Annotated in this window: 23 protein-coding genes; 8 read left to right on the top strand and 15 right to left on the bottom strand. The window is 73.7% G+C overall.

Annotation, left to right across the window (positions count from 1 at the left end; genetic code table 11):
• Positions 1-78: 78 nt before the first annotated feature.
• The 3 genes from SM611_RS28220 to SM611_RS28230 form a co-directional block, all read right to left on the bottom strand.
• Positions 79-816 carry an SCO6745 family protein gene (locus SM611_RS28220; protein WP_371953258.1) on the bottom strand — a complete coding sequence of 246 codons (738 nt, stop codon included), beginning with the start codon at positions 814-816 and terminating at the stop codon, positions 79-81.
• A 49-nt stretch (positions 817-865) separates the two neighbouring features.
• On the bottom strand, positions 866-2,158 hold the full coding sequence (locus SM611_RS28225) for a PP2C family protein-serine/threonine phosphatase (protein ID WP_371953259.1): 1,293 nt from the start codon (positions 2,156-2,158) through the stop codon (positions 866-868).
• 293 nt (positions 2,159-2,451) lie between these two features.
• Entirely contained in the window at positions 2,452-2,976 is a 525-nt protein-coding gene (locus tag SM611_RS28230; protein ID WP_371953260.1) for a MarR family winged helix-turn-helix transcriptional regulator, read from the bottom strand.
• Between the two features lie 506 nt (positions 2,977-3,482).
• Here SM611_RS28230 and SM611_RS28235 point away from each other — a divergent pair.
• The 4 genes from SM611_RS28235 (at position 3,483) to araB (ending at position 8,466) form a co-directional block, all read left to right on the top strand.
• Positions 3,483-4,535: a LacI family DNA-binding transcriptional regulator gene (locus tag SM611_RS28235; protein ID WP_443112146.1), complete on the top strand. Its 1,053-nt coding sequence runs from the start codon at positions 3,483-3,485 to the stop codon at positions 4,533-4,535.
• Positions 4,536-4,619: 84 nt separating this feature from the next.
• Positions 4,620-5,285 carry an L-ribulose-5-phosphate 4-epimerase gene (locus SM611_RS28240; protein ID WP_371953261.1) on the top strand — a complete coding sequence of 222 codons (666 nt, stop codon included), beginning with the start codon at positions 4,620-4,622 and terminating at the stop codon, positions 5,283-5,285.
• 2 nt (positions 5,286-5,287) lie between these two features.
• Positions 5,288-6,784 carry an L-arabinose isomerase gene (gene araA, locus SM611_RS28245; RefSeq protein WP_371953262.1) on the top strand — a complete coding sequence of 499 codons (1,497 nt, stop codon included), beginning with the start codon at positions 5,288-5,290 and terminating at the stop codon, positions 6,782-6,784.
• Between the two features lie 38 nt (positions 6,785-6,822).
• On the top strand, positions 6,823-8,466 hold the full coding sequence (gene araB / locus SM611_RS28250) for a ribulokinase (protein ID WP_371953263.1): 1,644 nt from the start codon (positions 6,823-6,825) through the stop codon (positions 8,464-8,466).
• Positions 8,467-8,646: 180 nt separating this feature from the next.
• Here araB and SM611_RS28255 read toward each other — a convergent pair whose 3' ends face one another.
• The 5 genes from SM611_RS28255 to SM611_RS28275 all read right to left on the bottom strand — a co-directional run bounded on the left by SM611_RS28255 (position 8,647) and on the right by SM611_RS28275 (position 14,236).
• Positions 8,647-9,654, bottom strand: coding sequence for a LacI family DNA-binding transcriptional regulator (locus SM611_RS28255; RefSeq protein ID WP_371953265.1), 1,008 nt, complete (start codon positions 9,652-9,654; stop codon positions 8,647-8,649).
• Positions 9,655-9,697: 43 nt separating this feature from the next.
• Complete coding sequence (gene mmsB, locus SM611_RS28260; protein ID WP_371953266.1) at positions 9,698-10,939, bottom strand: multiple monosaccharide ABC transporter permease; 1,242 nt, start codon at positions 10,937-10,939, stop codon at positions 9,698-9,700.
• On the bottom strand, positions 10,936-12,474 hold the full coding sequence (gene mmsA, locus SM611_RS28265) for a multiple monosaccharide ABC transporter ATP-binding protein (RefSeq protein WP_371953267.1): 1,539 nt from the start codon (positions 12,472-12,474) through the stop codon (positions 10,936-10,938). Before mmsA ends, mmsB begins: the two co-directional genes overlap by 4 nt.
• A gap of 61 nt (positions 12,475-12,535) precedes the next feature.
• Positions 12,536-13,666: a multiple monosaccharide ABC transporter substrate-binding protein gene (gene chvE / locus SM611_RS28270; protein WP_443112147.1), complete on the bottom strand. Its 1,131-nt coding sequence runs from the start codon at positions 13,664-13,666 to the stop codon at positions 12,536-12,538.
• Positions 13,667-14,053: 387 nt separating this feature from the next.
• Positions 14,054-14,236, bottom strand: coding sequence for a hypothetical protein (locus SM611_RS28275; protein ID WP_371953269.1), 183 nt, complete (start codon positions 14,234-14,236; stop codon positions 14,054-14,056).
• 220 nt (positions 14,237-14,456) lie between these two features.
• On the opposite strand from SM611_RS28275, the gene SM611_RS28280 reads away from it, so the two are divergent.
• Entirely contained in the window at positions 14,457-14,879 is a 423-nt protein-coding gene (locus SM611_RS28280; protein WP_371953271.1) for a hypothetical protein, read from the top strand.
• 22 nt (positions 14,880-14,901) lie between these two features.
• Here SM611_RS28280 and SM611_RS28285 read toward each other — a convergent pair whose 3' ends face one another.
• The 6 genes from SM611_RS28285 to SM611_RS28310 form a co-directional block, all read right to left on the bottom strand.
• On the bottom strand, positions 14,902-15,072 hold the full coding sequence (locus SM611_RS28285; RefSeq protein WP_371953273.1) for a hypothetical protein: 171 nt from the start codon (positions 15,070-15,072) through the stop codon (positions 14,902-14,904).
• Between the two features lie 31 nt (positions 15,073-15,103).
• A complete protein-coding gene (locus SM611_RS28290; protein WP_371953275.1) occupies positions 15,104-15,457 on the bottom strand; it encodes a PRC-barrel domain-containing protein in 354 nt (117 codons plus the stop codon).
• 49 nt (positions 15,458-15,506) lie between these two features.
• A complete protein-coding gene (locus tag SM611_RS28295; protein ID WP_371953277.1) occupies positions 15,507-16,691 on the bottom strand; it encodes a TIGR04053 family radical SAM/SPASM domain-containing protein in 1,185 nt (394 codons plus the stop codon).
• Between the two features lie 14 nt (positions 16,692-16,705).
• On the bottom strand, positions 16,706-18,124 hold the full coding sequence (locus tag SM611_RS28300) for a nitronate monooxygenase (protein WP_371953279.1): 1,419 nt from the start codon (positions 18,122-18,124) through the stop codon (positions 16,706-16,708).
• On the bottom strand, positions 18,117-18,614 hold the full coding sequence (locus SM611_RS28305; protein ID WP_371953280.1) for a hemerythrin domain-containing protein: 498 nt from the start codon (positions 18,612-18,614) through the stop codon (positions 18,117-18,119). The genes SM611_RS28300 and SM611_RS28305 overlap by 8 nt, the downstream gene beginning before the upstream one ends.
• 70 nt (positions 18,615-18,684) lie before the next feature.
• A complete protein-coding gene (locus SM611_RS28310; protein WP_371953282.1) occupies positions 18,685-19,653 on the bottom strand; it encodes an Acg family FMN-binding oxidoreductase in 969 nt (322 codons plus the stop codon).
• Positions 19,654-19,801: 148 nt separating this feature from the next.
• Here SM611_RS28310 and SM611_RS28315 point away from each other — a divergent pair, with 148 nt between their 5' ends.
• The 3 genes from SM611_RS28315 to SM611_RS28325 are packed head-to-tail and all read left to right on the top strand — an operon-like array spanning position 19,802 to position 23,122.
• A complete protein-coding gene (locus SM611_RS28315) occupies positions 19,802-22,276 on the top strand; it encodes a multicopper oxidase domain-containing protein (RefSeq protein ID WP_371953284.1) in 2,475 nt (824 codons plus the stop codon).
• Positions 22,273-22,707 carry a hypothetical protein gene (locus tag SM611_RS28320; protein ID WP_371953286.1) on the top strand — a complete coding sequence of 145 codons (435 nt, stop codon included), beginning with the start codon at positions 22,273-22,275 and terminating at the stop codon, positions 22,705-22,707. Before SM611_RS28315 ends, SM611_RS28320 begins: the two co-directional genes overlap by 4 nt.
• A gap of 10 nt (positions 22,708-22,717) precedes the next feature.
• Positions 22,718-23,122, top strand: coding sequence for a putative zinc-binding protein (locus SM611_RS28325; protein WP_371953288.1), 405 nt, complete (start codon positions 22,718-22,720; stop codon positions 23,120-23,122).
• 13 nt (positions 23,123-23,135) lie between these two features.
• On the opposite strand, the gene SM611_RS28330 is transcribed toward SM611_RS28325, so the two are convergent.
• Entirely contained in the window at positions 23,136-25,748 is a 2,613-nt protein-coding gene (locus SM611_RS28330; RefSeq protein WP_371953289.1) for a cation-translocating P-type ATPase, read from the bottom strand.
• Between the last annotated feature and the right edge of the window lie 66 nt (positions 25,749-25,814).

A 25,814-nucleotide genomic window follows, 5' to 3' on the forward strand; every position in this document is an offset into this window, starting at 1 on the left:
TGAACCCGTCGTTCTCCCGACGACAGTCGTCCCTTCGCATAATTTCCGCGCGGCTTCTGTCCCCGGCCGACAAACGGGTCAGGAGAGGACGGCCGATCCCGCCTTCCCCACCAGGTCGGCGAACTCGGCGCGCTCGGACGGGGTCAGGGCGCGCTCGTACACCGCGGCGGCGAGGCGGTCGGTGATCTCCTCGGCCTCCAGCCGGCGCGGCGTCAGCGCCGCGGGGTCCGGGAAGTCGCCCCGCCAGGCGAGGAACTTCGCCCTGCCCTCGCCGCCGTGCGCGAGGGCGGCCTCCAGCGGGCTGAGGCCGACCGCGGTCGTCGCGATGAGATGCAGCCCGCCGCGCAGTTCCCGCAGCACGTGCAGCACCTGCAGCAGGCGGGCGGGGCCGCCGTCCGGCAGGGGCTCGGCGCGCCAGCCGCCGAACAGCGGCAGCCCCGATCCCTCGGCCGCCCCCAGGACCCGCTCGGCCAGTTCGAGGAGGCGCGGGTCGTCCGGGAGGTGCTTCTCGCCCCAGGACGCGAACGCCACCGCGTACCGCCGCGCCCCCTCCCGGGCTCCGGCGACCGCGACGCCCTCGTCCCACATGGCCCGCACGAAACCGGGCTCGAACCAGCCGAACGCCGCCGACACGACCTCGGCGTCCACGTCCCCCAGCACGCCGCCGCGCCCGGCGAAGTAGAACGCGAACGGGTTGGCGTACCCCAGTTCCTTGCCGTGGAGGGAGAGCGCCGGGTCGAGCATCCACTTTCCCCCGATGTCGTGGATGACCTTGTCCGCGGCCCGCACGGTCTCGGCGGCGCTCAGTTCCGGCATGGGGGTCTCCTCAGCTCGCAGGGCCCGGCAGGGCCCGGTAAGCGGGAGGTTACCTCCCGGTAGAGGGGCCGTGCCAGTCGAGGCACACCACGACGGCGTCGTCGGCGAGCCCGCCGCCGTCGTGGTACTCGATCAGCTCGTCGATGATGGCCGGGGGCACCTCCGCCGCGTCCTGCAGCCGGGTGCGGCGGGTCGCCTGCTCCAGCGCGAGCGTCCCGAACTCGCCGCGCGGGGTCCGCGCGGCGAAGACCCCGTCGCTGACGACGACCAGCCGGTCGCCGGGGTCGAGGCGGAACCGCTGCGGACGGTACTCGGTGTCGGGGAACATGCCGAGCGGAAGCTGCTGCTCCAGCGGCACCCCGGTCACCTCGGTGCCGCGCAGCCGCAGGATGCGGGGGGAGCCCGCGTCGATGACGTGCACCATCCCGTCCGCCTTGTCGATCCGCATGACGAGGGTCTCGGTGAACTCCCGGCCGCCGTACCGGACGTGCACCATGTCGTTCGCCAGGCTGGCCTGCTCGCCGAGGTCGGCGCCGGAGCGGCGCGCGTTGCGCAGCGCGCCGACGGTCAGCGAGGTGAGCAGGGCCGCGCCGATCCCGGTGCCCGCCCCGTTCGTCACGGTCAGCGCCAGATGGTCGCGCTCGGCCGACCAGTCGAAGTTGTCGCCGCCGATCGAGTACGCGGGCTCCAGGTGCCCGGCGAGGCTGAAACCGTCGTCCGAGCACGCGTGCCCGGGGAGCAGTTGCCACTGCAGTTCGGCGGCGAGCGTGAGGCGCTGGCGGCGCCTGGCCCGCTCGTACCGGTCGGTGTGGTTCCACCCCACTTTGAGGGCGGTGCCGAGCAGTTCGCCGATCTCCGCCTGCGCGTCCGGGTCGCCCCAGGACCCTGCCGAGACCACCTCCAGGACGCCGAACCGCTCGCCCCGCGCCGTCACCGGTATATAGGTCGCCGTCTCGTGGGGGCCGTCGTCGTCCTCGGGCATGGCGAGCAGCACCTTGCGGGAGACGTACGCCCGGCCGGCGGTGCTCTGCCGGATGGCGAGCACGTCGCCGTCGCCCGCACCGTCCGCACCCGGGACCTGCTCGACCGGCAGCAGGACCCGCGCGTGGTAGTCGCTCACCAGCAGGCGGACCCCCGAGACCGGCGGGTACGCGCGCTGGAGCGCGGCGGCCAGCGCCTCGGGCAGCGCGTGCGCGGGCGCGGCCCGCAGCGCCCGCTCGATCCCGGCCGGGCCGTGCCCGTCCCCCACGGGGCCGCCCCGCCCGGCTCCGGCCGGGCGGGGCCGCTCGTCCACGGCCGGGCGGCCCTGCTCGTCCATGGCCGGGCGGCCCTGCGTGCTCATCGCGACCCCATCTCGTTGCTGCCTGCCGACACCGGACGCGGCCGCGCCCCCGTCTCCGGCCGCGCCCCGTCTCCGGCCGTTCCCCGGGCCGGCCCCCTCGTCCGGCCCCGTCGTCCGGCCGGTCGTGCGGCAGGCGCGCGACTCCCGTGCTCCGGTCCGCCCACCCCTTGTCGCGGAGGCGGACGGAGGACTGCAGGGGAAGACTGCCAAAGAGTTTGCCTCATGGCAAATACTTGATGTCGAGTCGTGGGCGGGGACCCGCGGACCGCGCGGGACCCGGAGGCGCCGGCCGTTCAGGCCGACTGGGAATCGACCGCCCGCGCCCCGTTCGGCGCCCGCCGCCCGGCCGCCCGTCCGAAGTCCGTCAGCGCGTCGATCAGCCGGGCCCGGGACCCGGGCGACATCAGCGCCAGCACGTCCCGCACGGCCGCCCGCCGCCGCCGGACGAGCTGCGCGTGCAACTGCTCGCCCTGGTCGCTCAGCCGGACGATGATCTCCCGCCGGTCCGTGCGGGCGTGCTCGCGCACGATCAGCCCCGCCGCCTCCAGCCGGTCGCACAGCCGGCTGGTGGACGAGGGGATGGCGCCGAGCTCCTCGGCCAACCCGCCGAGGTTCAGCCGCCCGGAGCGCGAGATGGCCTCCACCGCGCGCAGCTGGATCGGCGATATGGCGGGTTCGAGGCCCTGCTCGGCGCGGCTCCACAGCTGCGCCGTCGTGCTCAGCACCCGCTCCACGGCGGCCGCGACGTCGTCCGGGACGCCGCCCGCCCCATCGCCCGCCGGCTCGTCACCCGGCGGCCGCGGTCGTCGCTGACTCACACCATGGCCTTTCGCACGCGGTCCCCTCTGCCGGCCGGCGCCCGGAGCGCCCGCCTCGCCCGCGGAGGCATCGCCGCGGCTGGTCCCGGCGGTGACGGGGGGCGGTGCGGTCGCACGGGCGAGACCCCACGATAGAGGCTCCGGACGTCACGGCGCGACGGTGCGCGGCGGCCCGCTGCGCAGCCGGGGTCTCGACCGCCGTGGACGAACGGCGAGACCGTCGGCGGCGCGGTCGCGGGCGGGACGTTCGAGACGCTGCTCGCCGCGCCGGCTGGGCTCCGACGACCCGGCCGGGGGAGGCCGCCTGGCCGTCCGGCTGGTCAGCGCCGCCTTCGCGCTGCCGGCGGCCGTCCCCGCGCTCGCCGCGCGGCGCCGCGAGACGGCCCGACGCCGGGGCCGGGCGCCCGGCCGGAGGGCGGGGCGCGGGCGGGCGTCCGGCTGTTGACATTCTCGGGAGTTAGCGCAAACATTCGGGGCGTAGTGACGACTCGGCTCGGGGAGGCGATGTGGCCGCCGAATCACCGGAGGCGCCCGACGGCCGGCGGCTGGCGGTGATGGAGGACGTGGCCGCGATGGCCGGCGTCTCGGCGATGACCGTGTCGCGCGTGCTGAACACGCCGGAGAAGGTGCGGCCGCAGACGCGCGCCCGGGTGATGGCGGCGGTGCAGGCCCTCGACTACCGGCCCAACTCGGCGGCCCGGGTGCTCGCCACCGGACGCTCCGGGGTGCTCGGCGTGGTCAGCTTCGACACCACCCTGTACGGGCCCGCGTCCACGGTGTTCAGCATCGAGCAGGCCGCCCGCGAGCACGGCTACAACGTCAGCATCGTCAGCCTCAGCTCGCTGAACCGGCGCTCGATCGGCGAGGGCGTGGAGCGGCTGCGCGCCCAGTCCGCGGACGGGATCATGGTCGTCGCGCCGCACCAGTCGGCGGCCGACGGGCTGAAGGAGCTGCCGTCCGACACCCCGCTGGTCGCGGTCGGCGCGGGCGGCGACGTGCCGTTCCCCGCCGTCGCGGTCGACCACCGGGCCGGCGCCGAGCGCGCCGTCCGGCACCTGCTCAGCCTCGGGCACGAGACCGTCGTGCACCTCGCCGGCCCCGCCGACTGGGTGGACGCGAGCGGCCGCGTCGACGGCTGGCGCGCCGCGCTGGAGGCCGCGGGGCGCGACGTGCCCCGCATGCCGGCGGGCGACTGGAGCGCCCGGTCCGGCTACGAGCACGGTCGGCAGATCGCCGCGGACCCCGAGGTCACCGCCGTGTTCGCGGCCAACGACGCGATGGCGCTCGGGCTGCTGCGCGCGCTGCGCGAGGCCGGCCGCGACGTGCCCGGCGAGGTGAGCGTCGTCGGCTTCGACGACGTCCCCGAGGCGGCCTACTTCCCGCCGCCGCTGACCACCGTCCGGCAGAACTTCGGCGAGGTGGGGCGGCGCGCGTTCGCCCTGCTGCTGGACCGGATCGAGGGAGCCTCCCGGCCGGCTCCCGAGCCGGCCGGCGCCCGCCGCGTCGTCGAACCCGAGCTCGTCGTCCGGGAGAGCACCGGGGTGCGCCGCCGCACCTGACCCAGTCCGGCATCGGAGAGCCCCTGGAGGCCCTTTGGAGCCCTTCGTCGCCCCGTTGATGTTAGCGCTAACAAAGGAGCGGACATGACAGCGCAGGAGACCACCGCGCTCCGCACGGAACTCGCCGTCCTGCATCGGATGCTCGTCGAGGCCGGGCTGGTCGTGTGGACGGCCGGGAACGTGTCCGCCCGGGTGGGCGGCGACGCCTTCCTCATCAAGCCGAGCGGCGTCCCCTACGCCGACCTCGACCCCGGGTCGATGGTGCTGTGCGACTTGGAGGGCAGGGCGATCGGCGAGTCGCCGCTCAAACCGTCCAGCGACGTGTTCGCGCACGCCTACGTGTACCGGCACCGCCCGGACGTCGGCGGCGTGGTGCACACCCATTCCACGTACGCGACCGCGTGGGCGGCGCGCGACGAGCCGATCCCGTGCGTGCTCACGGCGATGGCGGACGAGTTCGGCGGCGAGATCCCCGTCGGCCCGTTCGCGCTCATCGGCGGCGACGACATCGGCCGCGGCATCGTCGAGACGCTCGACGGGCACCGCAGCCCGGCCGTCCTCATGCGCAACCACGGCGTGTTCACGATCGGCGCCGACGCCCGCGCCGCGGTGAAGGCGGCCGTGATGTGCGAGGACGTGGCCCGCACCGTCCACCTGTCCCGCCAGCTCGGCGACCCGCTGCCGATGGACGCGGGCGACATCGACCGGCTGTACGACCGCTACCAGAACGTCTACGGCCAGAGGGGCTGACCATGAGCTTTCCGAACCGCGAGATCTGGTTCCTCACCGGCAGCCAGGGCCTGTACGGCGAGGACACCCTCCGCCAGGTCGCCGAGCAGTCCGGGGCGATCGCCGCGCGCCTCGGCGAGGCGCTGCCGGTCGCGCTCAGGTGGATGCCCGTCCTGACCGGCGCGGACGCGATCCGCCGGATCTGCCTGGACGCGAGCGCCGACGACACCTGCGTCGGCGTCATCGCGTGGATGCACACCTTCTCCCCGGCGAAGATGTGGATCGCCGGCCTGGACGCGCTGGCCAAGCCGCTCCTGCACCTGCACACGCAGGCGAACGTCGAGCTGCCCTGGCACTCGATCGACATGGACTTCATGAACCTCAACCAGGCCGCGCACGGCGACCGGGAGTTCGGCTACATCCAGTCGCGGCTCGGCGTCGCCCGCAAGACCGTCGCCGGGCACGTCACCGACCCGTCCGTCGGCGCGCGCGTCTCCGGATGGGCGCGCGCGGCGGCCGGGAACCACGAGCTGCGCACGCTGAAGCTGGCCCGGTTCGGCGACAACATGCGGGACGTCGCGGTCACCGAGGGCGACAAGGTCGAGGCGCAGCTCCGGTTCGGCGTCTCCGTCAACACCTACGGCGTGAACGACCTGGTGGACGTGGTGGACGCGATCCCGGACGTCGACGTCACCGAGCTGGTCAAGGAGTACGAGGACGCCTACGACGTCGTCCCGGCCCTGCGCGCGAGCGGCGAGCGGCACGAGTCGCTCCGCTACGGCGCCCGCATCGAGCTGGGGCTGCGGACGTTCCTCGACGACGGCGGCTTCAAGGCGTTCACGACGAACTTCGAGGACCTCGGCGGGCTGCGGCAGCTCCCCGGCCTCGCCGTGCAGCGGCTGATGGCGGACGGCTACGGCTTCGGCGGCGAGGGCGACTGGAAGACGGCCACGCTGCTGCGCACCCTCAAGGCGGCGTCCGCCGGGCTGCCCGGCGGCACCTCGTTCATGGAGGACTACACCTACCACCTGGAGCCGGGCAACGAGCTGATCCTCGGCGCGCACATGCTGGAGGTCTGCCCGTCCATCGCGGCGGGGCGGCCCTCGCTGGAGATCCATCCGCTCGGCATCGGCGGGCGGGAGGACCCGGTGCGGCTCGTGTTCGACGCCGCGCCGGGCCCCGCCGTCGTGGCCGGGCTGGCCGACATGGGCGACCGGTTCCGCCTCGTCGCCAACGAGATCGAGGTCGTCGCGCCGCCGGAGCCGCTGCCGATGCTGCCGGTCGCCCGCGCGGTGTGGCGCCCGCTGCCCGACCTGCGCACGTCCACCGAGGCGTGGCTGACCGCCGGGGCGCCGCACCACACCGTCCTGTCCGCCGCGCTGGGCGCGGACGAACTGGACGACCTCGCCGAGATGGCCGGGGTCGAGCTGCTCACCATCGACGCCGGCACCACGCTGCGGCAGTTCACCAAGGAGATCCGCTGGAACCAGGCGTACCATCGCCTGGCCCAGGGGCTGTGAGAGCAGGGGCCGTGGGAGCGGGGCCCGGAGGAGGGCGCATGAGCGGGGACGAGCGGTACGTCGTCGGGGTCGACTTCGGCACGCTGTCGGGGCGGGCGGTGGTCGTCCGCGTCCGGGACGGCGCCGAACTCGGCGACGGCGTGCACGAGTACGGCCACGGGGTGATCGACGAGGCGCTGCCGTCCGGCGCCGGCCTCGCCCCCGACTGGGCCCTCCAGGCGCCGGAGGACTGGGTGGACGTGCTGCGCAACGCCGTCCCGAAGGCCCTCTCCGTCGCGGGCGTCCCGGCGTCTCAGGTCATCGGCGTCGGCACCGACTTCACCGCCTGCACGATCCTGCCCGCGACGGCCGACGGCACGCCGCTCTGCGAGCGCTACCCCGACCGTCCGCACGCGTGGCCGAAACTGTGGAAGCACCACGCCGCGCAGCCGCAGGCCGACCGGATCAACGCCCTCGCCGCCGAGCGCGGCGAGCCGTGGCTGCGCCGCTACGGCGGCAAGATCTCCTCGGAGTGGGAGTTCGCGAAGGGCCTGCAGCTCCTCGAAGAGGACCCCGGGCTGTACGCGGAGGCCGACCGGTGGATCGAGGCCGCAGACTGGATCGTCTGGCGGCTCACCGGCACCGAGTCCCGCAACATCTGCACGGCCGGCTACAAGGGCGTCTACCAGGACGGCCGGTACCCGTCCCGCGCGTTCCTCGCCGGGCTCCACCCCGGCTTCGCCGACTTCCCGGACAAGCTGGGCCACGACCTGGCGCCCCTCGGCGGCCTCGCCGGGACCCTGACCGCGGAGGCGGCCGCCTGGACGGGCCTCCCCGAGGGCATCGCCGTCGCGGTCGGCAACGTCGACGCGCACGTCACCGCGGCCGCGGCCGACGCCGTCCGGCCCGGCCAGATGGTCGCGATCATGGGGACGTCCACCTGCCACGTCATGTCGTCGGACCTGCTCGCCGAGGTCCCGGGCATGTGCGGCGTCGTCGCCGACGGCATCGTGCCCGGCCTGTGGGGCTACGAGGCCGGGCAGTCCGGCGTCGGCGACATCTTCGCCTGGTTCGTCGACAACTGCGTGCCCGCCTACTACAACCAGGTCGCCGCCGCCGAGGGGCGGACCGTGCACGAGCACCTCACCGAACTCGCCGCCGCCCAGCCGGTCGGACGGCACGGGCTCGTCGCACTCGACTGGCACAACGGGAACCGCTCGGTCCTCGTCGACCACGACCTGTCCGGCCTGATCGTCGGCCAGACGCTCGCCACGAGGCCCGAGGACGTCTACCGGGCGCTCATCGAGGCCACCGCGTTCGGCGCCCGGATGATCGTGGAGACGTTCGAGGCGTCCGGCGTCCCCGTCGAGGAGTTCGTCGTCGCGGGCGGCCTGCTGAAGAACGCCTTCCTGATGCAGGTGTACGCCGACGTCCTGCGCCGCCCGCTGTCGGTGATCGGGTCGTCCCAGGGCCCGGCCCTCGGCTCCGCGATCCACGCCGCCGTCGCCGCCGGCGCCCACCCCGACATCACCTCGGCCGCCGCTTCGATGGGGCGCCGGGTGCCGTCCGCCTACGTCCCCGACCGGGCTCGCGCCGACGCCTACGACTCCCTCTACGCGATCTACCGCTCCCTGCACGACCACTTCGCCGACGGCGAGATCATGCACCGCCTCCGCGCCCTCCGCCTCACTGCGGGGACGTAGGGCCGGGCAGGGTGTAGCTGGTGGTGGTGGTGCTGCGGCCGGACGTCCGGCCGACGGCACCGACCTCGACCGTTCCGGGCGGCGAGGCGCGCAGCGGCTGGTGCTCGAAGCTCCCGTCGCCCGCGGCGGTGACCTGGTACCGCCCTGGTGCAGGTGCTGACGGAGCCGCCGCGCTGATCGTCAGCGGGCGGGGGCGGTGCTGCGGCGGACGATCAGGCGGCTGGGGACCAGTTTCGGCGCGTCCGCCTCGCCCCCGGTCAGCTGCGCGATGAGCAGTTCCACGCAGTGCCGGCCGAGGGCGGTGAAGTCCTGCCGGACGGTGGTGAGCGGCGGCGTCAGGAACGCCGCCTCCGGGATGTCGTCGAACCCGATCACGCTGACGTCGTCGGGCACCCGGCGGCCGCTCTCGTGGATCGCCCACAGCAGCCCGAGCGCGATCTGGTCGTTGGCCGCGAACACGGCCGTGACGTCGCCGTCGGCGGCGAGCTCCCGGCCGCGCTCGTAGCCGGACCGGGCGCTCCAGTCGCCGGGCGCGCGGTCGGGGACGTCCGCGCCGGCCTCGACGAGCGCGTCCCGCCAGCCGCGGGTGCGCTCGTTGGCCTCCGACCAGTCGGCCGGGCCCGGCAGGTGGTGGACGGTCCGGTGCCCGAGCTCCAGCAGGTACCGGGTCGCCTCCCGCGGCGCCAGGTAGTGGTCGGCGCTGACGGTCGGGACGGCGGCCTCCGGCCCGAGCAGGACGGTCGGCAGGTCGCCGGGCAGGTGCCGGAGCGCCTCGTCCGGCGGGACGTGCCCGGGGATCATGATGATGCCGTCCACGCCCTGGTCGCGGAACCGGTCGACCGCCCCGGCGACGGCGCCGTGCCCCGGCGACTCCAGGCTCGCGACGCTGGTGAAGAAGTCGGCCGCGCGGGCGGTCCGCTCGATCGCCGCGATGATCGACGCCGGGCCGAACAGGGCCGTGTCGAAGCTGACGACGCCGAGCGTCCGGGACCGTCCGGTGGCGAGGGCGCGGGCCGCCGCGTTGGGCCGGAAGTCCAGCTGCGCGGCGGCGGCCAGCACCCGGTCCCGGGTCTTCGGGCTGACCATCGGATGGTTCTTGAACACCCGCGACACGGTCTGGTGGGACACCCCGGCGAGCCGGGCGACGTCGCGGAGCCCGGGCCGGGCCGGTGGTGGCGTGGCGGTCATGTCACCTCGGAACCTACCGCGTCCCCCGTCCCCGGCGGCCCGCTCAGCGCGACGTCCCGGCGCGCCGCTTCGCCCAGATGTCGAACGCGACCGCCGCCAGCAGCACCAGCCCCTTGATCAGCATGACCCGCTCGCTCGGTGCGCCGAGCAGCGACATGCCGTTGTTGATCACGCCCATGATCAGGCCGCCGGTGATCGCGCCGATCACCTTGCCGACGCCGCCCTGCACGGCCGCGCCGCCGATGAACGCCGCCGCGATCGCGTCCAGCTCGAACATGTTCCCGGCCGTCGGGCCCGCCTGGTTGAGCCGCCCGGCGAACACGATCCCGGCGATGGCCGACAGGACGCCCATGTTCACGAACAGCCAGAACGACACCGACTTGACCTTGATGCCGGACAGCCGCGCCGCGAGCGGGTTGCCGCCGAGCGCGTAGACGTGCCGTCCGAACACGGCCCGGTTCATCACCAGCGTGGAGCCGAGGACGAGCACGCCCAGCAGCACGAGGACCCACGGCATGTTCTTGAACCGGGCGAGCTGCACGGCCATGAACATGACGACCACCACGGCGAGGGCGTTCTTCAGCGCGAAGACGGTGAGCGGCTCGACCTTCTGCCCGTAGCCGATGCGGCCCTGCCGGTTCCGCCAGCCGAAGGCGACGTAACCGCCGACCAGGGCCAGCGCGACCAGCAGCGTGAACAGGTCGGCGCCGCCGAGCGGCCCGAGCCCGATGTTGCCGAGGTAGCCGGACAGGAAGCCGTTCGCGATCGTCCGCACCTCGTCGGGGAACGGGCCGATGCCCTGGTTGCCGAGGACGGTCAGCGTCAGCGCCCGGAACACCAGCATCCCGGCCAGCGTCACGATGAACGCCGGGATCTCGAAGTAGGCGATCCAGTACCCCTGCCAGGCGCCGATCGCGGCGCCGGCGAGGATCGTCAGCAGCACCGCGAGCGGCCACGGCACGTTGTGCTCGACCATCAGCACGGCCGCGATCGCGCCCGTCACCGCCACCACCGACCCCACCGACAGGTCGATGTGCCCGCCGATGATGATCAGGATCATCCCGATGGACAGGATCAGGATGTAGGAGTTCTGGACGATGATGTTGGAGATGTTCTGCGGGGACAGCAGCTGCCCGCCGGTGAGCACCGCGAACAGCGCCACGATCAGCCCGAACGCGATGTAGATCCCGCTCTGCCGCAGGTTGACCGGCAGTGCCCGGCCCTGCGCCGGCTTCTCCGCCGGCGGCGGTGACACGGCCTTGTCGGCCGACGCGACGCTGCTCATGCTCTGGTCTCCTCGGTCTGGGTCATGTGCTGCATGAGGCGCTCCGGGGTCGCGTCCGCGCGGCTCACCTCGCCGGTGATCCGGCCGCCGGCCATCGCGTACAGGCGGTCGCAGATCCCGATCAGCTCCGGCAGCTCGGACGAGATCACCAGCACCGCCCGGCCCTGGTCGGCCATCCGGTTGATGATCGAATAGATCTCGTACTTGGCGCCCACGTCGATGCCGCGGGTCGGCTCGTCCAGGATCAGCACGTCCGCGTCCGTGAAGATCCACTTCGACAGGACGACCTTCTGCTGGTTGCCGCCGCTCAGCTGCCCCGTCACCGACAGGACGCTCGGCGCCTTGATGTTCATCTCCCTGCGGAACCGCTCCGCGACCTCGTACTCGCGGTTGTCGTCCACCCAGCCCGCCCTCGCCAGGCCGCGCAGCCCGGCGGCGGAGACGTTCCGCTTGACGTCCTCGATGAGGTTCAGCCCGTAGGTCTTGCGGTCCTCGGTCGCGTAGGCGATCCCGTGCCGGATCGCGTCGGTGACGGTGCGGACCGAGATCTCCTTGCCGTCCTTGTAGATCCGGCCGCTGATCCCGGTGCCGTAGCTGCGGCCGAACACGCTCATCGCCAGCTCCGTCCGGCCCGCGCCCATCAGGCCCGCGAGCCCGACGATCTCGCCGCGGCGCAGGGTGAGCGCGGCGCGGTCCACCACGACCCGGCCGTGCTGGGTGGGGGAGTGGACGGTCCAGTCCTCGATCCGCAGCACCTCCTCGCCGATGTCGGGGACGCGGTCGGGGAACCGGTGCTCGAGGTCGCGGCCGACCATCCCGGAGATGATGCGGTCCTCGGACACGCCGCCGGCCATGTCGAGCGTCTCGATCGTCCGGCCGTCCCGCAGGATGGTGGTGGAGTCGGCGATCGCGCGGATCTCGTTCAGCTTGTGCGAGATGATCACGCAGGTGATGCCCTCGTCGCGCAGGCCGCGCAGCAGGTCGAGCAGGTGCGCGGAGTCGGCGTCGTTGAGCGCCGCGGTCGGCTCGTCCAGGATGAGCAGCTTCACCCGCTTCGACAGCGCCTTCGCGATCTCCACGAGCTGCTGCTTGCCGACGCCGAGGTCCATCGCCGGCGTCACCGGGTTCTCGTCCAGCCCGACCCGCTTCAGCAGCCGGGCCGCGTCGGCGTTGGTCCTGTTCCAGTCGATGAGCCCGAACCGTCCCCGGCGCTCGTTGCCGAGGTAGATGTTCTCCGCGATCGACAGGTACGGGCTGAGCGCCAGCTCCTGGTGGATGATGACGATCCCGCGCTGCTCGCTGTCGCGGATGCCGGAGAACCGGCACGGCTCGCCCTCGAACTCGATGTCGCCGCTGTAGTCGCCGTGCGGGTACACCCCGGACAGCACCTTCATCAGCGTCGACTTGCCGGCCCCGTTCTCGCCGCAGATCGCGTGGATCTCGCCCCGCCGCACCTCCAGGTTCACGTCCTGGAGGGCCTTGACCGCGGGGAAGGTCTTGGTGATGCCGCGCATCCGCAGGATCGCGTCGGTCATGGTCCTCCTCCGGGCCGGGCGGGCGCCCGCCGCGTGGGGCGGGCGCCCGCCCGTCCGTGCGCTACTTCAGCTGGGCGTCGGTGTAGTAGCCGGTGTCGACGAGTTCCTTCTTGTAGTTGTCCTTGTTCACGATCACGGGGTTGAGCAGGTAGGACGGCACGACCTTCTCGCCGTTGTCGTAGTCCTTGGTGTTGTTGACCTCGGGCTTTCCGCCCTTCAGCACCGCGTCCGCCATCTTCACCGTGACCGAGGCGAGCTGCCGCGTGTCCTTGTAGATGGTCGAGTACTGCTCGCCCGCGATGATCGACTTGACCGACGCGACCTCCGCGTCCTGGCCGGTCACGATCGGGTACGGCTGGCCGGGCGTCCCGTAGCCGCTGGACTTCAGCGCCGACAGGATCCCGATGGACAGGCCGTCGTAGGGGGACAGGACGCCCTGCACCTTCGTCCCGCCGCCGTAGGAGCGGGTGAGGAGGTCCTCCATGCGCTTCTGCGCGCGCTCCGGGTCCCAGCGCAGCGTCGCGATGGTCTTGAAGTCCCTCTGGCCGCTCTTGACGACCAGGGTCTTGTTGTCGAGGTAGGGCTTCAGGGTGTCCATCGCGCCGTTGTAGAAGAACGTCGCGTTGTTGTCGTCGGGCGAGCCGGCGAACACCTCGATGTTGAACGGGCCCTTCGCCGTGCCCTCCGACCCGTCCTCCTTCTTCAGCCCGAGGCCGACGAGGAGGGACGTCGCCTGCTGCACGCCGACCTTGTAGTTGTCGAAGGTGGCGTAGTAGTCGACGTTCGGGGAGTTGCGGATCAGCCGGTCGTAGGAGATGACCGGGACGTCCTTGTCGGCCGCCTTCTGCAGCTGCGTGGTGAGCGCGGTCCCGTCGATGGACGCGATGATCAGCAGCCGGGCGCCCTTGGTGATCTGGTTGTCGATCTGGTTGGCCTGGGTGGGGATGTCGTTCTCGGCGTACTGGAGGTCGACCTTGTAGCCGAGCTGCTCCAGCTGCTTCTTCAGGTTGTCGCCGTCGTGGATCCAGCGCTCGGACGAGCGGGTCGGCATCGTGACGCCGATGAGGGCGCCGGCCGCCGGCTTCTTCTCGGCCTTCTCCTTGTCGACGGTCTTCTGCGTCGAGCCGCACGCGGTCATGCCGAACGCGAGGCCGAGGCCCAGCGCCAGGCTGACGATCTTCTTGCGCTTCACGTCTCACCTCGGGGGTGGTGCCGGTGTTCCGGGACACACTGTTACCGGTCACACTGCCATGTCAAGAGTCCGCCGCCCGCCGCGCCACAACCGTGACCCCGCGCCCGGGAGGACCCGTTCACCGATTGTTAGCGTTACCAACCTGCTCGTCAACCGTCTCCGGCCCCGCAATGCGGTTGGCCCGGAAAGTCGTACAAACGCACAGCAAACCCGGGTGCTCGCCCGCGCACCACTTGACAGTGGCCGTGGTTAACGCAAACATTCGGAGGGCAAGGCCCGCCGTGCCGCGCGGACCTGTTCAGGCGCGGCACGACGCCAGCCCGCGGCCTGCGCGGCCGGGGCTTCGCGTCGCGCGGGCGGGAGCCGCTGGAACGGTCCCGCGCGGGTTCAGGACTCGCTGAAGTCGTCCCGCGACAGCCCCTTCTCGGCCATCTTGTCCGCGAGTTCGGCGCCGAGCTCCGTGCGGTCGCCCTCGCGCCGCTGGGCCTCCCGGTCCGGGCCGCCGTCCGGTTCCACCGCGTCCCGGTCGGTGTCGTCGGTCTTCGGCGCGTTCTCCTCGGGCCTGCTCATCTCCGCCCCCGATGTCGATTGGCTCGCCGGCACGTCCGGCCGTCGCGCTACGGGCTACCCGGCGGCGCCCGCCTCTAACTGCGCCCGCCCGGCCGCGCCGGAACCGAACCCGGCGAGGTCAGCGTGCGTATGTGGAGGCGGGACCCGAGACTTCGGGACGTGCCGAGACTTGGGGACGTGCATGGACGGCGACGCGTGAGACCGGCGCAGGGTGGCGAGGGTGGGTGATGCGGCCGGTGGCGGCGACCGGTGGGCGCGGCTGCCGGCGGCACTGGAGGACGACTGCGGGACGTGCGGGGGGACGGGCCGGACGCCGAACCCGCGCTGGCAGGCGTGGCACCGCCGGGCGGGCGAGCTGGTCGCGGTCGCCCAGGCGGCGCGCCGGGCCCACGAGCTGCGCGCGGTCGCACCAGGCGCGGCCGGCGGCGCCCCCGGCGGCGCGCCGGGCGCGCCCGGTGAGCCCGGTGAGCCCGCGATCGTGGCCGCGGTGGACCGGGCCATCGACGACCACATGCGCGCGCGCCCCGCCGAGCCCGAAGAGGAGACCTGCGCGGCATGCAAGGGCATGGGCAGGGAGCTGACCAGCGCCGGCCGGCTGCTCGCCGACCTGCTGGTCAGGCACGGCTTCGTCCGGAACGCCTGAGGCGAGCCGCCGGACGCCCGGCCTACCGGACGGGGCGGGAGCGGCCGCGGCGGCCCAGCCGTATCCCGGTCAGCACGAGGTTGATCACCAGCAGCACGATGCCGATGACGAGCAGGTAGAACAGGCCCTTCACGACGACGCCGACGATGCCGAGCGCCACCGCGACGAGCAGGATGAACAGGAACAGTGCCACGGCGGGATCCCTTCCGGCCCGAGGCCGGCGCTCAGCGGCGCGCGAGCCGGCGCTCGTCGGGCGCGGCCTCGTAGGCCAGGTCGTAGTGGGCGAACACGGCGCCCTCGTCGCCGGCGAAGAGCTCCCCGTCCAGGTCGATCGCGGGCGCGTTCTTGATCTGCTTCTTCGGACGCGCGATGCGCAGGTACTCGGGCCCGACCGTCGCGCCGTCGAGCGGCGCGAACACCAGCCGCTGCCGCATCGGCATACCGGTCTTGACGGTGGCGAAGGCGGGCAGATCGGTGAGGGTGTCGACGTAGACCGCCTCCAGCTCGCCGACCTTGCTACCCGAGGCGTCGATCACCGTCCGGCCGCGCCAGTCGCGGATGTCCTCGATCTCGAACATGTTCTTACATCTACCCAGCTCACGGCGGTTATGTCGGCCGTGCGGGCTCTTATGCGGGCGCTTTGGCGCCGTGCGCGGCGAGTTCGTCCTGATACGGGAAGGAGCCGGGCGCGTAGGAGCACCAGGGCTCCTCCGCGTACGGGTCGCCGGACGTCGCGAGGGCCCGCGAGCGGGAGCCGCCGCAGATCGTCCGGAACTCGCAGGCGCCGCATTTCCCGGTGAGGTTGGCGGGGTCGCGCAGGCCGGTGAACAGCGGCGAGGTCCGGTAGATGTCGGTCAGCCGCTCGCGGCGGACGTCGCCCGCGGGGACGGGCAGGAACCCGCTGGGGTGGACGGTTCCGCGGTGCGAGACGAACACGAACCCGCGCGCCGAGCCGACGTCCATGGGCGGGCGCCGGGCGCGCCGCACCGGCAGGTCCAGCTCGGCGAGCCGGTCCCGCAGCCGCGCGTAGAGCGGGCCCAGGCCGAGCGCGGCCACGTGGTCGTCGCCGTGCCGGCGCAGGATCTCCCGCTGGACGGCGATCCGGCGGAAGTGGTGGGCCTCCGTCGTCCGGGCGGGGATGTGCGCGCCCGCGTCGTACACGAAGTTGAGGACGTCCTCGACCTGGTGCGGGTCGAGGCCGGGCAGCAGCCTGCCGCGCCCGGTCGGGACGAGCAGGAACGCGCTCCACGTCAGCGCCCCCATCGCGTGGACGACCCGCACGATCTCCGGCAGGTCGGTCAGGTTGTGCCCGGTGACGGTGGTGTTGATCTGCACCTTCAGGCCGAGGTCGCGGGCGGTGCGCCAGGCGTCCAGCGTCCAGCCGTACACCCCGGGCGTGGCGCGGAAGTCGTCGTGGACGCGCGCGCCGGACCCGTCCAGGCTCAGCGAGATCGCCCGCGCGCCCGCGTCCCGCAGCCCGGTGAGGCCGGCCTCGGTGAGCGTCGGCGTGCCCGACGGGGACACCGCGACGGGCAGGCCGATCCGGGTGCCGTGCCGGACGAGGTCGAACAGGTCCGGCCGCTGGAACGGGTCGCCGCCGGTGATGACGAACATCGGCGGCGGGCTCCCGAACGCGGCCACCTGCTCCATGAGGCCGAACGCCTCGGCCGTGCCCAGCTCGCCCGGGTCCCGGTCGGGCCGGGCCTCGGCGCGGCAGTGCCGGCACGCCAGCGGGCACGCCTGCGTGGCCTCCCAGATCACGATGAACGGCCGGTCGGCGGTGTCGTGGCGCGGGACGCGTATCTGCTTCATGGCTCCGGGGGCTCTCATGTCCGCAGCAGGTAGTCGACGGCGTCGGCGGCGGAGTAGTCGCCGCCGGTCGTCCGGACGAGGTCGGGCAGGAACCCGAGGTCCTGGCCGAGGGTGAGCAGCGGCGGCTCGACGTAGCCGTCCGGACGGTGCTGGCCGTGGCCGATGTTCGCGACGAGCGCGTTGCACAGGCAGCGGCGCCCCTCCGTCTCCTCGGCCGTCCCGCCCTTGCGGACGTAGGCGTCGACGGGTTCGGCGGGGCAGCGGTAGCCGACCGTCCCGTTCTCCTTCAGGTAGGGGGTCCGCAGGTAGCTCAGGTCGCACAGCCTGGGCCGCCGCGCGTACACGTCCGGTTCGGAGAGCGTGCCGGGCAGCGCGGCCACCTTGAACGGGAACCCGGTCGGGGAGGCGCGGGGGTCGTTGCGGACGCGGAGCGTGCCGTCCAGCGCCCGCTCGACGAGCTCCTTCCGCAGCGCCGGGTCGAGGCCGGACTCCCGGCACAGCGCGAAGACGCTGCCGGCCTGGATGCCGGCCGCGCCCGCCGCGCGCGCCTCGGCCAGCGTCCCGGGCCGCGCGTAGCCGCCCGCCACCCAGAACGGCAGGCCGAGCGCGGCGACCTTCGCCGGGTCGATCCGGTCGCGCTGCCCGTAGACCGGCTCGCCGGCCTCGTCCAGGCGCAGCCGCCCGCGCGGCGGCGCGCTGTGCCCGCCCGCGACCGCCGACTCCAGCACGAACCCGTCCGGGCGGGTGATCGGCGACCGGTGCAGGTACATGGCGAGGACGGACGACGACACGATCGCCAGGAACCGCGGCCGGGCCGCCTCGGCCCCGGACCCGCCCAGCGACGCCGGGTCGAACGAGAACCGGCGGCCCTCCTCGGCGCCCGCGACCGTCACCGTGACCCGGCCGGGCCATCCGGCGGCCAGCGCGTCCAGCAGCGCGGGGATCTCGCTGGGGATGCCCGCGCCCATCAGGACGTAGTCCGCTTCGGCGAGCATCGCCCCGTAGGCGGCGGCCGGGGTGGCGAGCTGGATCTTCTCCAGGTAGTTGATCCCGACCGGGCCGCCGTGCCCCCGCTTGGCGAGCCACACCTCGGCGAAGTTCCCGGCGACGGTCAGCTCGTCCCGCGTCCGGTTGGGCCGCAGGCCGAGCTTCGGCACCGGCCGGAACCGCTGTCCGGGTTCGATCCCGCCGGGCACGAAGTAGCGGTCCAGGATGCGCTCGGCCACCCCCGGCAGCGGCAGGTGCGCGAGCGCGCGGCGCAGGTGGCCGCCCTCGTCCCCGGCCTGCAGGCCGCGGGCGAGCAGGGCGTCCAGCGCGACCCCGGAGACGACGCCGAGCTGCCCCGTCCGCGCGACGGCGCTCGCCAGCCGCCACCCCGAGACGCCCGCGCCCATGCCGCCCTGGACGATGCGCGGCGTCTCCGGCTCAGACATCCCGCTCCCGCGCGGTCGCCGCCCACGTCAGCAGGCCCAGGCCGGCGGCGCGCGCGTGGCGCCGGGTCGTCAGGATGGTGTCGACCGTGTCCTCCGGGAGGGTCTCCACCATGATGGAGAGCCCGTCGCAGTCGCTCACGTGCGGGAGGATCGCCCGGGTCAGCTCGATCCCGGTCTCGGCCTGCCGGGGCGTCAGCCGGTCGTGCTCGGCGAGCTCGTAGAGCCGCCGGACGTTGCGGATCGCGCCGTCGTGGTCGGCGAGCAGCTTGGCCACGTACTCGGCGCCGAAGATGGCGACGAGCCGCGGGTACATCGACTCCTCCTCGTAGCGGAAGTGCGGGCCGGTGGCGGCGTCGACGGCCGCGACCAGCTCCCGCACCCGCTCGGTGTCGCGGAGCCGGAACGCCTCCACCAGGTCGAGCAGGAGGTCGCGGACACCTCGGTGCTCCGTGCGGAACACGTCGGTGAACTCTTGGACGAGTGTGGGCATCGTTCGCCTTTCCATGTGCGGGTTCGTTCTCGCGGGTTCGTAGTCGCGGGTTCGTAGTCGAGTCGCGGGGTCAGACGCGTTCCAGGACTTCGGGGAACGGGCGGCGGGGCGTGCCGGGCACGAGCGGCCCGTAGCCGAACCGGATGACCGACTGGATGTGGCCGTGCGGCCGGGGATCGGTCGTCGCGTCGCCGCGCGCGTCCAGGAGCTGGGTCATCGGCGAGGCCGACACGCCGCGCCGCGCGGCGGTGAGCAGCACCCGCTGCAGGGCCTGCCCGGCGCGCAGCCAGTCCTGCGGGCCGTCGCCGCGGGTGAGCAGGACGCCGAGCTGCGGGTGGGCGGCGAAGTCGTCGGCCTCGCGGCCCGCGAGCGGCCCGGCCAGGCCGAAGTCGCGCACCGGGAGTCCCCGCCCGGTCGGCCGCGGGCCGAACGCGTACCAGGGGATGCCGTCGCCGCGGGCGCGGTCCGGCGTCCAGCGGGCCAGCTCGTCGAGGTAGGCGGGGTCGGCGGCGAGGTTCGCGTCCGCCGCCGCGATGATGCCGAGCAGGTACGCGGTGGTCTGCGGGCCGGGGAGGCTCAGCGCGACCCCCTCCTCGCGGGCGGCGGCCATCAGCTCGTCCCGGACGACCTGCGGCACCCGCCTCTTCCCGAACGGCTGCCGGTTGGTGCGCCGGTGCGGGATCGTCGCGTACAGCTCGGACTGGACCGGCGACGGCATCGTCGCGTCGACGGCCCGGACGGACGCCAGCAGCGCCGGCTCGCGCGCGGCGTCCGGGAACGGCTCGACCACCGGCCGGTGCCCGGTCACCCGGATCGCGACCCGCAGGTTGAACAGGGCGGCGCCGCAGCTCAGGTGCAGGGCCCGGCCGCGCGGGTCGATGACCGGCAGCCTGCGGTCCAGGTCCGCGTGCAGCTCCAGGACGGACGCGTCCTCGTCGAGCCTGAAGAGCCACGGCTGGGTGTTGTGGACGGACGGCGCGGCGATGGCCGCCGTCACCAGGCGCCGGACCCCGACGCGCGTCGCGAACGGATGGAGCATGGCGCACCTCCTTGTGCTGCCGCTGTGCCACCACAGGCTCCCGTCCGCCGGTGCCGGCGACCCAGGGTCGAAGGTCCCGCGCGGCGGGGACCAAGGACGGGACCTTGGGCCCTCCTGGCGCCGCGCGACCGGCCGGAACTCTGGGTGCGTGATCGTCAATCGTCCGCGCGGGTCCTGGCATGCCGCCGCGAACGCGGTCGTGCTCGGCTGGCTCGTGCTGACCGCGCTGGCCGTGGTCGCCCGCGACCATCTGCCCGCTCCGCAGTGGCTGCTGATCCACGTGTTCCTGCTCGGCGCGGCGACCAACGCCATCGTCACCTGGACGGACCACTACGCCACCGCGCTGCTGCGGCTGCCCGCCCCGCCCGCGTGGTGGCGGGCGGCGCGGCTCGCCGCCCTGAACGCCGGGGTCGCCGCCGTCCTGCGCGGCGCGACGAACGGCCACCCGGGGCTGGCGACGGCCGGCGCCGTGCTCGTCGTCGGGACCGTGGGCGCGCACGTCGCCGTGCTGATCGTCCGGTCGCGGGGGGCGCTGCCCGGCCGGTTCCGCCACCTGGTGCCCTGGTACGCCTGCTCGGGACTCGCGCTCGTCGCGGGCGGGACGCTGGGCGGCTGGATGGCGTCGGGCCGCGCCCCCGCCATGTGGCATCTGCGCCTGGAGGCCGCGCACATCCACGCGAACCTCTTCGGCTGGGTCGGCCTGGCCGCGCTCGGCACGCTGTTCACCCTCTGGCCCGCCGTGCTGCGCACCCGGATCACCGACGGCACCGCCGCGATCGCCCGGGTCTCCCTGCGCCTGGCCGTGCCGGGACTCGCCGTGGCGGTGGGCGGCCTCGTCGCGAACGCCCGCTGGGCCGCGCTCGCCGGCCTGCTGCTCTACGCGGCGGGGGCGGCGCTGTCACTCGTCCCGTTCGCCCGCGCCTGCCGGCGGCGGCGCCCGCGCACCCCCGCCGCCTGGACGCTCGCCGCCGGGACCGGCTGGTTCCTCGTCGCTCTGGCCGCCGACCTGGCCGTCGTCGCCACCCGCCCGCCGGCCGAGGTCGCGCAGGGCGTCGAGCCGCTGATGCCGTTCATCCTCGCCGGGTTCGTCGGCCAGACCCTCCTCGGCGCGCTCACCTTCCTGCTCCCCGCGATGCCGGACCGGGGCTGGACGCTCCGCCTCGGCATGACCAACGTCGCGGTGCCGCTGCTCGCCCTGCCCGTCCCCGGATGGCTGACGCGCACCGGCTGGGTCCTGCTGCTCCTCGCGCTGGCGGCCTTCGTGGCGCCCGCCGCCTTCGCCGTCGTCCGGCCGCTGGGCCTGCGCTTCTCCCCGCCGGTCGCCGGCGCGGCCGCCGGCTGCCTGCTGACCGCCCTCGCGGTGGTGTTCGCGGCAAGCGGCCAGGCCGAGGCACCCGTACGGACGGTTTCGGCGTCGGGGACGCGTGTGGTGGAGGTGAGTTTGGTGGACATGCGTATCCGTCCGGGGACGATCGAGGCCGAGCCCGGCACGCGGCTGGTGCTGCGGGTGACCAACAAGGACGCGATGCGGCACGATCTGCGGCTGGAGTCCGGGCAGGCCACCCCGATGCTGGGTCGGGGGGAGTCGGCGACGCTGACCCTCCCGGAGGTGAAGGACACGATCGACGGCTGGTGCACGGTCCCCGGCCACCGTGCGGCCGGGATGACGATGCAGATCAAGGCTTCCGGCGCGCATGCGGCGCATTCAGCGTCCGCCGCGCCGCCGATGGACCACCAGGCGATGGGCACCGGGCAACTCGACCTGTCGGCGCACCCGTCGGCGGGCTGGAAGCCCTACGACGCCGCCCTCAAGCCCGCCCCGGGCGCGAAGGAGCACCGGCTCGAACTGCGCGCCACCGACCGGCAGCTCGAAGTCGCTCCCGGTGTCCGGCAGACGATGTGGACGTTCGGCGGAAGCGTCCCGGGCCCTGTCCTGCGCGGCAAGGTCGGCGACGTGTTCGTCATCACCCTGGTCAACGACACCGCCATGGGGCACGGCATCGACTTCCACGCCGGCAGCCTGGCCCCGGACGTGCCCATGCGCACCATCCAGCCGGGGGAGCGGCTGACCTACCGGTTCACCGCAGAGCACGCCGGGGCGTGGCTGTATCACTGCTCGACGATGCCGATGTTGCAGCACATCGCCAACGGCATGTACGGGGCGGTGGTCATCGACCCGCCGAACCTGCCCCGCGTCGACCGCGAGTACGTCCTGGTGCAGGGCGAGTTGTACCTGGGGCAGCCCGGGTCGGAGGCTCAGGTGGCCAAGATGCGGGAGGGCCGCCCGGACGGGTGGATGTTCAACGGGACGGCGGCCGGTTACGACCATGCTCCGCTGACCGCCCGCACGGGTGAGCGGGTGCGGGTGTGGGTGGTGGACGCCGGCCCTTCCTCCGGTAGCGCGTTCCATATCGTGGGGGCGCAGTTCGACACCGTCTACAAGGAGGGCGCCTACCTGCTGGGCAAGGGCGACCCGGGCGGCGCGCAGATCCTGGATCTGGCACCCGGTCAGGGCGGTTTCGTGGAGACCGTCGTCCCCGAAGCGGGCCACTATCCCTTCGTCGACCACGACATGCGCCACGGCGAATCCGGCGCCCACGGAATCCTGAAGGTGACGCGATGACCTGGTGGTCCGTCGTCCGCTTCCTCCACGTCTCGGGGGCCGCGCTGTGGGTGGGCGGGCAGCTCACCATCTCCCTGGTCCTGCTGCCGCTCGCCCGCAAGAAGCTCGCCGCGGAGCAGTACACCGGGATGGCGCGCGAGGTCGGCCGCCGGTTCGGCATCTTCACCGGGGCGGTCTTCCTGCCGGTGCAGATCACCACGGGCGTCGCCATGGCCTGGCACAAGGGCGTCACCTGGGAGTCGCTCGTCCAGCCCGGCTACGGCCGCATCCTCGCCGCCAAGCTGCTGCTGTTCGGCGCCGTCCTCGCCGTCGCCGGCGTGCACGGCTGGGCCAGCTCCCGGCACCCGTCGTTCGCGCGGGCCATGGCCATCGCCTCGCTCGCCGGATCCGTCGGCATCGTCCTCATCGCCACCGCCCTGCCCAGTACCTGAGGGGGAACCCATGACAGACCGCCGCGAACTCCCGCTCGTCTACTCGTGTTCCGGCTGCTCCAGCGCCGCCCAGATGACCAACTGGCTGGCGATCCAGCTGGACCGCCGCGGTGTCGCCGAGATGTCCTGCATCGCGGGCGTGGGCGGCGACGTGCGGAGCCTGGTCCGCAAGGCCACCGGCGGACGCCCGATCATCGCGATCGACGGCTGCGCCCTGGAATGCGCCCGCAGCTGCCTCGCCCGGCACGACGTGACGCCCGACGTCCACCACCGGCTCAGCGACGACGGCGTCCGCAAGCGCCTGGGCGAGGACTTCGACCCCGCCCAGGCCGAAGAGGTCCTCGGCGTGCTCCTCCGGCGCGTCGCGGCGGAGCTCCGCCCGGCGGACGCGTCCGCCGCCGAGACCGGTACGTGAGGAACGACCCGGTTCAGCGGAGGCGCTGGACGAACTTCAGCGCCTCCACCACGACGTAGGACGCGACGGCGATGACCGCGATGCGGGCCCAGGCGGCGGCGTCCAGCGGCGCCGAGTTGAACAGGTCGTTCATGAAGGGCGTGTAGGTGTAGAGCGCCTGCAGCGCGAGCAGGGCGAGGGCGCTGGCGGCGACCCACGGGTTGCGGCGGACGCCGCCCCACAGCAGCGGACGGTCCAGGGACAGGCAGTTGAACATGTAGGTCAGCAGCGTCAGCGCGAACACGTTGACGACGATCGTCTGCGCGAGTTCCGGGGACGCGCCGTGCCCCCGCTCCCAGTGCTGGAGGCCGAAGGAGCCGGCGAGCAGGATCCCCGAGACCACCAGGATCCGGGCGGTCATCGCGCGGGTGAGCAGCGGCAGCGCCGGGTCGCGCGGCGGGCGCCGCATGATGTGCTCGTCCTTCGGCTCCACCGCGAACGGCAGGCCGAGGACGAGCACCGCCGTCATGTTCAGCCACAGCACCTGGAGCGGCAGGATCGGCAGCGCGGTCCCGGCGACGATCGCCGCGACGAGGACGAGGCCGAGCCCGATGTTGGACGGCAGCGCCCACACGATGAACTTCACCAGGTTGTCGAAGACGCCGCGCCCCTCCTCCACCGCCCGCTCGATGGAGGTGAAGTCGTCGGCGGTGAGCACCATGTCGGCCGACTCCTTGGCGGCGTCGGTGCCGGTGCGGCCCATCGCGACGCCGATGTCGGCCTGCTTGAGCGCGGGCGCGTCGTTGACGCCGTCCCCGGTCATGGCGATGACGTGCCCGGAGCTCTGCAGCGCCTGGACCAGGCGGAGCTTCTGCTCGGGGGACACGCGGGCGAAGACGGTGGTCGCGTGGAGGCGTTCGGGGGACAGCTCGCCGGTGAGCTCGGCGCCCGTCATGACCTCGCCCTCCAGCCCGACGCGGGCGCCGATCGCGGCGGCGGTCGCGGCATGGTCACCGGTGATCATCTTGACCTGGATGCCGGCGTCGTGGCAGGTCCGGACGGCGTCCGCGGCGTCCGGGCGGGGCGGGTCCAGCATGGCCTGCAGGCCGAGGAACGTGAGCCGGGGAAGCTCGTCCAGCGAGCCGGCCCGCCCGCGCGCGAAGCCCAGCACGCGCAGGGCGTCCGCGCCGTAGGCCTCGGCGCGGGCGGTGACGGCGGCCCGGTCGAGGGCGACCGGTGCGCCGTCCGGGCCGGCGGCGTCGTCGCACAGTTCGAGGATCCGCTCGACCGGGCCCTTGACGTAGACGGCGCCGTCCTCGTGCAGGGTCGCCATGTAGCGGCGCTCGGCGCTGAACGGCTGCGTGGCGGTGCGCGGCGCGACCCGGTCGACCCCCGCCTTGGCCGCGCTGGTGACCAGGGCGCCCTCGGTCGGGTCGCCGGTGATCAGCCAGCGGCCGTCCTTCTCGGCGATCCGCGCGTCGTTGCAGCCGAGCCCCGTCAGCAGCGTCTCCCGCAGGACGGGGTGCTCGGCGAGGTCGACGGCGCGGCCGTCCCGCTCGATCGCGCCGTCCGGGGCGTAGCCGGTGCCGGTGACGGTGTAGTCGCGTCCGCCCGCGGTGATCGCGGTGACCGTCATCTGGTTCTGGGTGAGCGTGCCGGTCTTGTCGCTGCAGATGACGGTGGTGCCGCCGAGCGTCTCCACGGCGGGCAGGTGCCGGACGATGGCGCCGCGCCGCACCATCCGGGCGACGCCGAGCGCGAGCGTGATCGTCACGACGGCGGGCAGCCCCTCGGGGATCGCGCCGACCGCGAGCGCGACGGCGGCGGTCAGCATCTCCGTCGCGTCCCGGCCGCGCAGGATCCCGATCACGAAGGTGAGCGCGGCCAGCGCCAGGATCGCGACCGTCACGACCTTGCTGAACTGGGCGATCTTGCGGGTGAGCGGCGTCCGCACCGTCGTCGTGGTCTGCACCAGCCGGTCGATGCCGCCGAGTTCGGTGTCCGCGCCGGTCGCGACGACCAGGCCCGCGCCCGCGCCGGCGGTCACGAGCGTCCCGGAGAACGCCATGCCGGTGCGGTCGGCGAGCGCCACCTCGGGCAGCGCCGCCGGGTCCTTCGCGACGGGCACCGACTCGCCGGTCAGCGCCGACTCGTCCACGGCCAGCTCGTCGGTGCGCAGCAGCCGCAGGTCGGCGGGGACCTTGTCGCCGGCCTCCAGCACGACCAGGTCGCCGCGCACCAGGTCCGCCGCCGGGACGCGGACCGGCGCCCCGTCCCGGACCGCCACCGCCGTCGTTCGCGCCATCGCCGCCAGCGCGGTCAGCGCCTTCTCCGCGCGCGACTCCTGGACGAACCCGACGACCGCGTTCACGATCACCACGCCGAGGATCACCAGCGCGTCCACGTGCTCGCCGAGCAGCCCCGTGACCAGCGCCGCCGCCAGCAGCACGTAGATGAGCGGGCTGTTGAACTGCAGCACGAACCGCAGCACCGGGCCGCGCCCCCGCGCGGCGGGCAGCGTGTTGGGCCCGTCCCGCTCCAGCCGGGCGGCCGCCTCCGCCGAGGCCAGCCCCCGGGACGCGTCGCCGCCGAGGTCGCGGACGACGTCCTCGGCGGGCCTGCGGTAGGGCGCGAGAGCCGTCGTCATCGCCTGCCTCCTGTCGACTTCACCCGCGCCGCGACCGGCGGGCCTCTCACGGCCGAGGGTCTCGTG

Origin of the sequence: Actinomadura monticuli, assembly GCF_041463655.1 — a bacterium.
GTDB classification, from domain to species: Bacteria; Actinomycetota; Actinomycetes; order Streptosporangiales; family Streptosporangiaceae; genus Spirillospora; species Spirillospora monticuli.